Consider the following 12,253-nt stretch of genomic DNA (forward strand, 5'->3'; position numbering starts at 1 on the left):
TGCTGCTGTAATGAATCATCACAATATATTCTAGTTAAGTTCGGGATGACGCCTGTATGGTTTTTTGGCTAAAACGTTCAAAGATAAAGATTAATAAAGAAAATGATCGATTGCAGGGAGGGAAGGACGTTAAAGTCCTAACACATGGAAAAGAATTGGTATGTAGTTCACACCTATTCAGGTTATGAGAACAAGGTTAAAGCTAACTTGGAAAAACGTGTTGAAACTATGGGGATGGAAGACAAGATCTTTCGCGTTGTAGTTCCAGAAGAAGAAGAAACAGAAGTGAAAGATGGCAAAAAGAAAGTGACCAAAAAGAAAGTGTTTCCAGGTTATGTGTTGGTTGAGATCATCATGACGGATGATTCATGGTATGTTGTCCGTAATACGCCTGGGGTAACAGGTTTCGTGGGTTCATCTGGAGCTGGGTCAAAACCGACTGCATTGCTTCCGGAGGAAATTGAAGTCGTTCTTAAACGTATGGGCGTAGATGAAAGCAAAATCGAAGTTGATTTTGAAATCGGTGATACGGTTCAAGTTAAAGAAGGACCATTTGCAACTTTTGCAGGACCGATTGAAGAACTTGATAAAGACAAAGGGAAAGTAAGGGTCCTAGTCAATATGTTCGGCCGTGATACACCGGTAGAACTTGATTTTAATCAAGTGGAAAAATTATAAACGGAAAAAAACTTGAAATTACCTTTTGAAAGTGGTAAAATTTCAAAGGTCAGTATGTTTCAATTTTTAGGCCTCAACGATACAAGCATTCTTTATTAATAGATAAAGAATTCAAGATGAGTGGGAGGGTATTACCCTATTACCACATCACGGACTTATAAGGAGGTGTGTCTCGTGGCTAAAAAAGTAATTAAAATGGTTAAATTGCAAATTCCTGCTGGTAAAGCGAATCCGGCACCGCCAGTCGGTCCTGCATTAGGTCAAGCTGGTGTAAACATCATGGGATTCTGTAAGGAGTTCAACGCTCGTACAGCAGATCAAGCTGGTCTAATTATTCCTGTTGAAATCACGGTATTTGAAGACCGTTCATTTACATTCATTACAAAAACTCCACCGGCTGCAGTATTGCTTAAGAAAGTAGCTGGTATCGAGTCTGGTTCTGGTGAACCTAACCGTAATAAAGTTGCTACAGTCAAGCGTGATCAAGTGCGCGAGATTGCTGAAACTAAAATGCCTGACCTAAACGCTGCAAGTGTTGAAGCTGCAATGCGTATGGTTGAAGGTACTGCTCGCAGCATGGGTATTGTCATCGAAGACTAATCCATGTAATTGCTATTTGTTTCTACGGGGTTGCGATTGATACTCGCAACCTTTATTCGTGGGAGGTCATTCCGTTAAAACCACAATTTAGGAGGATTTATATCATGGCGAAAAAAGGTAAAAAGTATCTTGAAGCAGCTAAGCTTGTAGAAGTTTCTAAGGCTTATGCTGTAACTGAAGCAATCGAAGTTGCTAAAAAAGCAAACTTCGCAAAATTCGATGCGACTGTTGAAGTTGCTTTCCGTTTAGGCGTAGACCCTAAGAAAGCTGACCAACAAATTCGTGGAGCTGTTGTTCTTCCGAATGGTACTGGTAAAACTCAACGCGTATTAGTATTCGCAAAAGGCGAAAAAGCAAAAGAAGCGGAAGCTGCTGGTGCTGACTACGTTGGCGAATCTGACTACATCAACAAAATCCAACAAGGATGGTTCGAATTCGATGTAATCGTTGCGACTCCAGACATGATGGGTGAAGTTGGTAAACTTGGCCGTGTATTAGGACCTAAAGGTTTAATGCCTAACCCTAAAACTGGCACAGTAACTTTCGATGTAACGAAAGCTGTTAATGAAATCAAAGCTGGTAAAGTTGAATACCGCGTAGATAAAGCTGGTAACATCCATGCTCCAATCGGTAAAGTATCTTTCGAAGATGCTAAACTAGTGGAAAACTTCACTACTATCTATGATACATTATTGAAAGTTAAACCTGCGGCTGCTAAAGGAACTTACATGAAAAACGTTTCTGTAACAACTACAATGGGCCCTGGCGTGAAAGTTGATCCTTCTTCTTTCAAATAAATAATTGACATACCAAAACTATTATTGTTATAATAAGTTTTGTTGTGAATAAATGAATACTATTTGTACCGTAGACAGTAGGTGCTCATTACGAGCTTAATTCCCTGCCGAGGTAATTCGATAATAATAGTCCTTGACTATGACTTTTGAAATTACTGCCTTCATGTCTGCAATAGAGATGAAGGCTTTTTCTTTGAAACGGTATAAATGTTTTCAAGCAAATCTACAGGAGGTGTAAGGATGAACGCAATTATTGAACAAAAGCAAAAAATCGTTGCTGAGATTTCTGAAAAGTTAACTTCAAGCCAATCAACAGTAGTTGTTGACTACCGTGGATTGACTGTTGCTGAAGTAACAGAACTTCGTAAGCAACTTCGTGAAGCTGGCGTTGAGTTTAAAGTTTACAAAAACTCTATGACTCGCCGTGCTGCTGAAAGTGCTGAGCTTAGCGCTTTGAACGAATCATTAACAGGTCCAAACGCAATTGCATTCTCAACTGAAGATGTTATTGCGCCAGCAAAAATCCTTAACGATTTTGCGAAAAAACATGAAGCGTTAGAAATCAAAGCTGGAGTTATCGAAGGAAATGTTGCAACTGCTGAAGAAATTAAAGCTCTTGCAGAACTACCTTCACGCGAAGGCCTACTTTCAATGCTACTCAGCGTGCTACAAGCACCTATGCGCGGACTTGCTCTTGCTACAAAAGCTGTTGCAGAGCAAAAAGAAGAACAAGGCGCGTAAGCTAACCGCTTATTTAGCCTGCTGATTCAAAAAAAACCAACCATTTCGAGGAGGAAATAAAAATGACTAAAGATCAAATCATTGAAGCAGTTAAAAACATGACTGTTTTAGAATTAAACGACCTTGTAAAAGCAATCGAAGAAGAATTTGGCGTAACTGCTGCTGCACCTGTAGCTGTAGCTGCTGCTGGTGGCGCTGCTGCTGAAGAAAAAACTGAGTTTGATGTAGTTCTTACATCTGCTGGAGATCAAAAAATCAAAGTTATCAAAGCTGTACGTGAAGTTACAGGTCTTGGTCTTAAAGAAGCAAAAGAACTTGTTGACAACACTCCAAAAGCAATCAAAGAAGGCGCTTCTAAAGAAGAAGCTGAAGAAATCAAAGCTAAACTTGAAGAAGTTGGAGCTGGCGTTGAAGTTAAGTAATCTTGCATAAACAAAAAGCTCGCTATCATTGGCGGGCTTTTTTTCTTCATTTTTAAAGAAATGACGGGAACTGGCCGTTAATGGTTTGGTAACGGGGATATCGTTACTGGAACATTCCGGTGTGCAAGCATCCATTCTTCAATTCTCTTCTCTCATTAAATCTTCAATATTCCTTTCTGATAGGGGGAGATGACTCTGACAGAGCATTACTACTCACATAAACCGGATGTCGTAAGCAATCCGAAATTTTGGGATTTCACATTAAAGGGACGTACATTTCGCTTCAAAAGTGATAATGGTGTTTTTTCGAAAAAGGAAGTTGATTTCGGATCGCGTCTTTTGGTTGAGGGTTTCAACCTTAGTGAAGCTGTGGAAGGAAATATTCTCGATGTTGGTTGCGGGTATGGACCGATCGGAATATCGATTGCGGCAGCTTATCCCGATAGAACGATAGAAATGATTGATATAAATAGCCGGGCAGTTGAATTGTCAAAAGAGAATGCTGCTTCTAATGGGATCGCAAATGTGAAGATTTACGAAAGCGATCGTTTTGACAAAGTTGCCTCCAATCAATTCGCTGCGATTCTTACGAACCCTCCCATTCGCGCAGGTAAAAGTGTAGTCCACGAAATTTTAGAAGAAAGCTATCGCAGTTTGGTAGCTGGTGGAGAATTATGGGTTGTCATTCAAAAAAAACAAGGGGCTCCATCCGCAATGGATAAAATGGAGCAATTATTTGGAAATGTTGAAGTGCCTGTTAAGAAAAAAGGTTACTATATACTATTATCCAAAAAGGTTTGACTCTAAATTTTCGCTATGTTAGTATTATAAAATGCATATATATAATTCCGTAACTATGCAATTTTTATACCATTGGTGTATAATCAATGGATAATATGGGAAAAATATATAAATAATAGTTCGTTTTATGAGAAATAGTGGTTTTTAAAATAAAAACCATTTTCTTTTTGTCTATGGAAATGATTCCTTTTCCGAGGCAAATGGATCCTTATAACGCTTGATTTAAGGGGTGAATCAGTTGACAGGTCAACTTGTTCAGTATGGACGACACCGCCAACGTAGAAGTTATGCAAGAATCAGTGAGGTTTTGGACCTTCCGAATCTGATTGAAATTCAAACAGCTTCTTATCAATGGTTTCTAGATGTAGGTTTAAAGGAAATGTTCCAGGATATTTCTCCTATTGAGGATTTTACAGGTAATTTATCGTTAGAATTCATCGATTACAGCTTAGCTGAGCCGAAGTATTCTGTGGAAGAAACAAAAGAACGCGATGTTACGTATTCTGCACCACTTCGTGTGAAAGTGCGCCTTGTTAACAAAGAAACAGGGGAAGTAAAAGACCAAGATGTATTTATGGGCGACTTCCCGCTGATGACTGAAACAGGTACATTTGTCATCAATGGTGCTGAACGGGTAATTGTATCCCAATTAGTGCGCTCACCGAGTGTTTACTACAATGGGAAAATGGATAAAAACGGTAAGCTTGGGTTCTCTGCGACCGTTATTCCTAACCGTGGCGCATGGCTCGAATACGAAACAGACGCCAAGGATGTTGTGTATGTTCGAATCGACCGCACCAGGAAATTACCGATAACGGTATTGATGCGTGCCCTTGGATTCGGAACAGATCAAGAAATCATCGATTTGATCGGTGACAATGAATACCTTCGCAACACTCTTGAAAAGGATAACACCGAGAGTGTGGAAAAAGCATTACTAGAAATCTATGAGCGTCTACGCCCAGGCGAACCGCCTACTGTCGAAAACGCGAAAAGTCTTTTAGTATCACGCTTTTTTGATCCGAAACGTTATGATTTAGCTAATGTAGGCCGTTATAAAATAAACAAAAAACTGCATATTAAGAACCGTTTATTCGGACAACGTATTGCAGAGACTTTGATTGATCCTGAAACGGGAGAAATCATTGTTGAAAAAGGTACAATGCTTGATCGCCGGACTCTTGATAGGATTCTGCCTCATATCGAAGGTGGAATAGGATTCAAAACATTCCATCCATCAGGTGGTGTAGTAGAGGAAGAAACTCTTCTTCAACCTATTAAAGTGTTTGCACCAAACGATGCTGAAGGCGAAAAAGTGATCAATATCATCGGTAATGCTTATGTGACCGACCAGGTCAAAAACATTACACCGGCTGATATCATTTCTTCCATCAGTTATTTCTTTAATTTATTGCATGGTGTGGGAATCACGGATGACATTGACCATTTAGGTAACCGTCGTCTGCGTTCCGTTGGTGAATTGCTGCAAAACCAATTCAGAATTGGTTTATCCCGTATGGAGCGTGTTGTCCGTGAAAGAATGTCCATTCAGGATACGAACACAATCACTCCACAACAACTAATCAACATTCGCCCGGTCATTGCATCCATTAAAGAGTTCTTTGGAAGTTCCCAGCTTTCCCAGTTCATGGATCAAACGAACCCGTTGGCTGAGTTGACCCATAAACGTCGTCTATCTGCATTGGGACCTGGTGGTCTGACACGTGAGCGTGCTGGCTTTGAAGTACGTGACGTTCATTATTCCCACTATGGCCGCATGTGTCCGATTGAAACGCCTGAGGGACCGAATATTGGTTTGATTAACTCGTTATCCAGTTTTGCAAAGGTTAACCCATATGGCTTCATTGAAACACCATACCGCCGTGTGGACCCTGAAACAGGTAAAATTACAAGCCAAATCGATTACTTAACAGCTGATGAGGAAGATAACTATGTAGTTGCCCAAGCGAATGTACGACTGTCGGATGATGGCTCATTCCTTGATAACGATGTTGTTGCACGTTTCCGCGGTGAAAATACCGTTGTTCCGCGTGACCGCGTAGATTACATGGATGTATCTCCTAAACAGGTTGTATCTGCCGCGACTGCATGTATTCCTTTCTTGGAAAACGATGACTCCAACCGTGCCCTTATGGGAGCGAACATGCAACGTCAAGCAGTTCCTTTGCTTCAACCGGAAGCCCCTCGGGTAGGAACGGGTATGGAGTATGTTTCAGCGAAAGACTCCGGTGCTGCCGTAATCTGTAAACACCCTGGTATCGTAGAGCACGTTGAATCACGTGAAGTATGGGTACGTAGGGTAAGTGAAGTAGACGGGCAGCAAGTAAAAGGAAATCTTGATAAATATCGTCTATTAAAATTCATTCGTTCCAACCAAGGAACGTGCTATAATCAACGCCCTATCGTAAGTGTTGGCGACAATGTCGTTAAAGGTGAAATTCTTGCTGATGGTCCTTCAATGGAAAAAGGTGAGTTGGCACTTGGACGTAACGTATTGGTAGCCTTCATGACATGGGATGGATATAACTATGAAGATGCCATCATCATGAGTGAACGATTGGTTAAAGATGATGTGTACACTTCCATTCATATTGAAGAATATGAATCTGAATCACGCGATACAAAATTAGGGCCTGAAGAAATCACCCGTGATATCCCTAACGTAGGGGAAGATGCGCTTCGTAATCTTGATGAGCGCGGAATTATCCGTGTGGGTGCTGAAGTGAAAGACGGAGACCTTCTCGTTGGTAAAGTCACGCCTAAAGGTGTAACGGAGCTGACTGCTGAGGAACGTCTATTACATGCAATCTTCGGTGAAAAAGCACGTGAAGTAAGGGATACATCACTTCGTGTACCTCACGGCGGCGGCGGAATCGTTCTTGATGTTAAAGTATTTAACAGAGAAGACGGCGATGAACTGCCTCCTGGTGTAAACCAACTCGCACGTGTATATATCGTTCAAAAACGTAAAATCCATGAAGGCGATAAAATGGCCGGACGACATGGTAACAAAGGGGTAATCTCCAGGATTCTTCCTGAAGAAGATATGCCTTATCTACCGGACGGCACTCCAGTCGACATCATGTTAAACCCATTGGGTGTACCTTCACGTATGAACATCGGTCAGGTGTTGGAGCTACACTTGGGTATGGCTGCACGCGCACTTGGCATTCATGTAGCATCTCCTGTATTCGATGGTGCCACTGAGGAAGACGTTTGGGGTACGATTGAAGAAGCCGGGATGTCCCGTGATGCAAAAACTGTCCTTTATGATGGCCGTTCAGGTGAAGCATTCGATAACCGTGTATCAGTTGGTGTCATGTACATGATCAAACTGGCGCATATGGTCGATGATAAACTTCATGCACGTTCAACTGGACCTTACTCCCTTGTTACGCAGCAGCCACTTGGTGGTAAAGCGCAATTTGGTGGACAGCGTTTCGGTGAGATGGAAGTATGGGCACTTGAAGCTTATGGTGCCGCTTATACATTACAAGAAATCCTAACCGTTAAATCAGATGATGTCGTGGGTCGTGTTAAAACGTACGAAGCGATTGTCAAAGGTGAAAATGTCCCTGAACCAGGCGTTCCTGAGTCATTCAAAGTATTGATTAAGGAGCTTCAAAGTTTAGGATTGGATGTTAAAATCCTCAATGCCGAAGATCGTGAAATCGAAATGCGTGATTTGGAAGATGAAGATGAAGCCAACCAAGCAGACAAATTAAGCCTTGATTCAGAAACTAAAGATATGGTTGCTTCCGAAGTAGGGGCACCTGTCAAAGAATAAAATTAAATATAAACATATCCAGTTATATATTACCTGCTCTGACTGGCAGCGAGATGTTCATTAGAAAATCATGCTGCCTTGTTAGAGCCTTATTGATTCAATCAACCATCATCCGGTGTAAGATTGCCTCATAACGTGACGGCAATCAAGGGTTAAACCTGGAGATTAAAAGGGAGGTAGGCCCCTTGTTAGACGTTAATAATTTTGAGTATATGAAAATTGGTCTTGCTTCACCAGACAAGATTCGTTCTTGGTCCCATGGAGAAGTTAAAAAACCAGAAACAATCAACTATCGTACGTTAAAGCCAGAAAAAGACGGTTTATTCTGTGAGAGAATTTTTGGACCTCAAAAGGACTGGGAATGTCATTGCGGAAAATATAAACGTGTTCGTTATAAAGGCGTAGTCTGTGACCGTTGTGGCGTTGAAGTCACCCGTGCTAAGGTGCGTCGTGAGCGTATGGGTCATATTGAGCTGGCAGCACCAGTTTCACACATATGGTATTTTAAAGGAATTCCTAGCCGTATGGGACTTGTTCTTGATATGTCTCCACGGGCTTTGGAAGAAGTTATTTACTTTGCATCTTACGTAGTAACTGAAACGGGCGATACGACTTTAGAAAAGAAACAGCTTCTTTCTGAAAAGGAATATCGTACATACCGTGAAAAATACGGTAAGAAATTCCAAGCTGCCATGGGTGCGGAAGCTATTAAAAAACTTTTACAAGATATTGATACGGAAAAGGAAGTAGAGTCGTTGAAAGAGGAGCTTAAAACAGCTCAAGGACAACGCAGAACCCGTGCAATCAAACGCTTGGAAGTGCTTGAAGCATTCCGTAACTCCGGAAATGAGCCTTCATGGATGATCCTTGACGTGCTTCCGGTCATTCCACCGGAGCTTCGTCCTATGGTTCAACTTGATGGAGGACGTTTTGCCACATCTGATTTAAATGATTTATATCGCCGTGTTATCAACCGTAATAATCGGTTGAAAAGATTACTGGACCTTGGAGCACCAAGCATTATCGTTCAAAATGAGAAGCGTATGCTGCAAGAAGCTGTCGATGCTCTTATCGATAATGGCCGTCGTGGCCGTCCGGTAACTGGACCAGGTAACCGTCCGTTAAAATCTTTATCTCACATGTTAAAAGGTAAACAAGGTCGTTTCCGTCAAAACCTTCTTGGTAAACGTGTTGATTACTCTGGCCGTTCCGTTATCGTAGTCGGACCAAACTTAAAGATGTACCAATGTGGTCTTCCGAAAGAAATGGCGATTGAATTATTCAAACCATTCGTAATGAAGGAGCTTGTTCAAAGAGGTCTGGCGCATAACATCAAATCCGCTAAGCGCAAAATTGAACGTTTATCTCCTGAAATATGGGATGTCCTAGAAGAAGTTATTAGAGAACACCCAGTACTATTGAACCGTGCACCGACTCTTCATAGACTTGGGATCCAAGCATTTGAACCAACGTTGGTTGAAGGTCGCGCAATTCGTTTGCATCCGCTCGTATGTACAGCTTACAACGCTGACTTTGATGGTGACCAAATGGCGGTCCACGTACCTCTATCTTCTGAAGCACAAGCCGAAGCACGCATGCTTATGCTTGCAGCACAGAACATTTTGAACCCTAAAGATGGTAAACCTGTCGTTACACCTTCTCAAGATATGGTATTAGGTAACTATTACTTAACGCTGGAAAGAGAAGGCGCTATCGGTGAGGGTATGATCTTTAAAGATACAAGTGAAGCATTACTTGCATACCAAAACGGATATGTACACTTACATTCCCGTTGTGCCGTACATGCATCGTCACTAAATAATGAAACATTAACTGAAGAACAAAACGGCCAACTTCTAATTACGACTGTTGGAAAATTGATCTTCAATGAAATTTTACCTAAATCATTCCCGTATATTAACGAACCGACACGTTATAATCTGGAAACCAAAACTCCAGAGAAATATTTTGTGGAAAAGGGCGCTAATATCCCTGAATTGATTAAGTCCCAACCTGCTATCGATCCTTTCAAGAAGAAAATTCTTGGAAATATCATCGCGGAAGTCTTTAAACGCTTTAAAATTACCGAAACATCCAAAATGCTTGACCGGATGAAAGATCTTGGATTCAAATATTCGACAAAAGCTGGTATTACCGTTGGTGTGGCTGATATTGTCGTTTTAAAAGAAAAACAAGAAATCATTACTGAGGCTCAAACAAAAGTGGATAACGTCTTGAAGCAATTCAGACGCGGTCTTATTACTGAGGATGAGCGTTATGATCGCGTCATTTCGATTTGGAGTGCTGCCAAGGATACCATTCAGTCCAAACTTATGGACTCCCTGGACCGACGCAACCCGATCTTCATGATGAGTGATTCCGGTGCCCGTGGTAATGCTTCCAACTTTACGCAGCTTGCTGGTATGCGTGGTTTGATGGCCAACCCGGCTGGACGTATCATTGAATTACCGATCAAATCAAGTTTCCGTGAAGGTTTAACCGTGTTGGAGTACTTCATCTCTACACATGGTGCGCGTAAAGGCCTTGCCGATACAGCGCTTAAAACAGCCGATTCCGGTTACCTTACCCGTCGACTTGTTGACGTTGCCCAAGATGTCATCATCCGTGATGACGATTGTGGAACGGACCGCGGCTTGAAAATTTCAGCCTTGAGAGAGGGTACTGAAATAATTGAGCATCTTGAAGAGCGCCTAGTTGGCCGTTATGCAAGAAAAGCGATCAGACATCCAGAAACAAATGAAGTAATCGTGGCTGAAAACGATCTTATTACTGAAGATCTTGCTAACTATATTGAATCACTTGGAATCGAAACAGCATGGATCCGTTCTGCCTTTACATGTAACACCAGCCATGGTGTATGTAAAAAATGTTATGGACGCAACTTGGCTACCGGTCAAGAAGTTGAAGTGGGCGAAGCAGTCGGTATCATTGCCGCTCAATCAATCGGAGAACCTGGTACACAGTTGACGATGCGTACATTCCATACAGGTGGGGTTGCCGGAGACGATATCACTCAAGGTCTTCCTCGTATCCAAGAAATATTTGAAGCAAGGAATCCTAAAGGTCAAGCTGTCATTTCCGAAATTGAAGGAACGATTGTTTCCATCAATGAAATTCGGGATAAACAACAGGAAATCGTTGTTCAAGGTGCTGTTGAATCACGCACATATACTGCGCCGTACACAGCACGTTTAAGAGTAACTGTTGATACACCTGTCCGTCGTGGTGAAGAGTTGACAGAGGGTTCAATCGATCCGAAAGAATTGCTGAAGGTTACAGACGTGCTTACTGTTCAGGAGTACCTGCTTCATGAAGTTCAAAAAGTATACCGGATGCAAGGTGTTGAAATCGGTGATAAGCACATCGAGGTAATGGTTAGACAAATGATGCGTAAAGTCCGTGTGCTTGATGCAGGTGAAACTGAAGTGCTTCCAGGAACATTATTGGATGTCAACCAGTTCACTACTGCAAACACTGATGCATTGCTGACCAACAAATTACCGGCTACAGGCCGTCCTGTATTGCTAGGTATCACAAAAGCATCTCTTGAAACGGATTCCTTCTTGTCCGCCGCGTCATTCCAAGAAACAACTAGGGTCTTGACTGATGCAGCAATAAAAGGAAAACGTGATGAATTGCTTGGGCTTAAAGAAAATGTCATCATCGGTAAACTTGTCCCTGCAGGAACGGGAATGCTTAGATACAGAAAAGCAAACCCTGTCGTTGTTGACGAAAGTGCCGATACAGTAACAGTGGATTAATGGAAAAAGGACCAGCTCAATAATTTAAACTGAAAACCACACTCCCGTTTCCTATTGGAGGAGATGAAGGATCAGAATTTATTGAGCTGGTCTCTCTTATTACTCATGGAAGGCTGAAAAGCCTATGAGAATTTGATAATTTCCGTTTGGGCAAATTGAAAATCTTAATAGAATTATGTAAGGAAAACCTTTTGCTTGAATTATTTTTTTGAAAGAAGTTGACAGTATCCGACTTATAATGATACTATAGCAAAGGTGCTCCTATGTTACCCTGTAACTTTGGAGGATATGGACCATGTCTTATGAAAAAGTAATACAGGCAAAGTCAGTGATTATAGGGACGAAGCAAGCAGTTAGAGCTCTTAAAAACAATTTAATTCAAGAAGTTATCATCGCTGATGATGCAGATATATACTTGACTGGGCGTGTCGTTGAGACCGCCAAAGAATTGGATGTTCCTATCACATATGTTGATTCGATGAGAATGCTTGGCAAAGCATGTGGTATTGATGTCGGAGCAGCAACTGTTGCCATTAAAAAGTAAAAATGTTTTTGCAATAATATTTGCAAAGACTTTGTTTTTACCCATTTATGAACCACCTGGATGTGTGGTACTAGAAATGA

Annotated in this window: 9 protein-coding genes and 1 other annotated feature; all 9 genes read left to right on the forward strand. The window is 41.5% G+C overall.

Annotated elements, in window-relative coordinates; genetic code table 11:
* The first annotated feature begins 144 nt into the window (after window positions 1-144).
* The 9 genes from nusG to AC2YHV_RS25530 all read left to right on the forward strand — a co-directional run bounded on the left by nusG (window position 145) and on the right by AC2YHV_RS25530 (window position 12,173).
* Window positions 145-678: a transcription termination/antitermination protein NusG gene (gene nusG, locus AC2YHV_RS25490; RefSeq protein WP_048677866.1), complete on the forward strand. Its 534-nt coding sequence runs from the start codon at window positions 145-147 to the stop codon at window positions 676-678.
* Window positions 679-852: 174 nt separating this feature from the next.
* Window positions 853-1,278: a 50S ribosomal protein L11 gene (gene rplK / locus AC2YHV_RS25495; protein WP_034305057.1), complete on the forward strand. Its 426-nt coding sequence runs from the start codon at window positions 853-855 to the stop codon at window positions 1,276-1,278.
* Between the two features lie 104 nt (window positions 1,279-1,382).
* Window positions 1,383-2,075 carry a 50S ribosomal protein L1 gene (rplA, locus tag AC2YHV_RS25500; protein WP_048677868.1) on the forward strand — a complete coding sequence of 231 codons (693 nt, stop codon included), beginning with the start codon at window positions 1,383-1,385 and terminating at the stop codon, window positions 2,073-2,075.
* Window positions 2,076-2,125: 50 nt separating this feature from the next.
* Window positions 2,126-2,276 (forward strand) — a sequence feature (ribosomal protein L10 leader region).
* Window positions 2,277-2,315: 39 nt separating this feature from the next.
* Complete coding sequence (rplJ, locus tag AC2YHV_RS25505; RefSeq protein WP_048677870.1) at window positions 2,316-2,816, forward strand: 50S ribosomal protein L10; 501 nt, start codon at window positions 2,316-2,318, stop codon at window positions 2,814-2,816.
* Window positions 2,817-2,878: 62 nt separating this feature from the next.
* Window positions 2,879-3,238 carry a 50S ribosomal protein L7/L12 gene (gene rplL, locus AC2YHV_RS25510; RefSeq protein ID WP_048677872.1) on the forward strand — a complete coding sequence of 120 codons (360 nt, stop codon included), beginning with the start codon at window positions 2,879-2,881 and terminating at the stop codon, window positions 3,236-3,238.
* A gap of 195 nt (window positions 3,239-3,433) precedes the next feature.
* Entirely contained in the window at window positions 3,434-4,039 is a 606-nt protein-coding gene (locus AC2YHV_RS25515) for a class I SAM-dependent methyltransferase (protein WP_487374443.1), read from the forward strand.
* 238 nt (window positions 4,040-4,277) lie between these two features.
* Entirely contained in the window at window positions 4,278-7,847 is a 3,570-nt protein-coding gene (rpoB, locus tag AC2YHV_RS25520; RefSeq protein WP_048677874.1) for a DNA-directed RNA polymerase subunit beta, read from the forward strand.
* A gap of 185 nt (window positions 7,848-8,032) precedes the next feature.
* Entirely contained in the window at window positions 8,033-11,629 is a 3,597-nt protein-coding gene (gene rpoC / locus AC2YHV_RS25525; RefSeq protein ID WP_487374437.1) for a DNA-directed RNA polymerase subunit beta', read from the forward strand.
* Between the two features lie 295 nt (window positions 11,630-11,924).
* Window positions 11,925-12,173, forward strand: a complete 249-nt coding sequence (locus AC2YHV_RS25530) for a 50S ribosomal protein L7ae-like protein (RefSeq protein WP_034305040.1) — start codon at window positions 11,925-11,927, stop codon at window positions 12,171-12,173.
* Window positions 12,174-12,253: the final 80 nt, after the last annotated feature.

The sequence above is a fragment of the Peribacillus sp. SRI_006 genome (assembly GCF_057586375.1).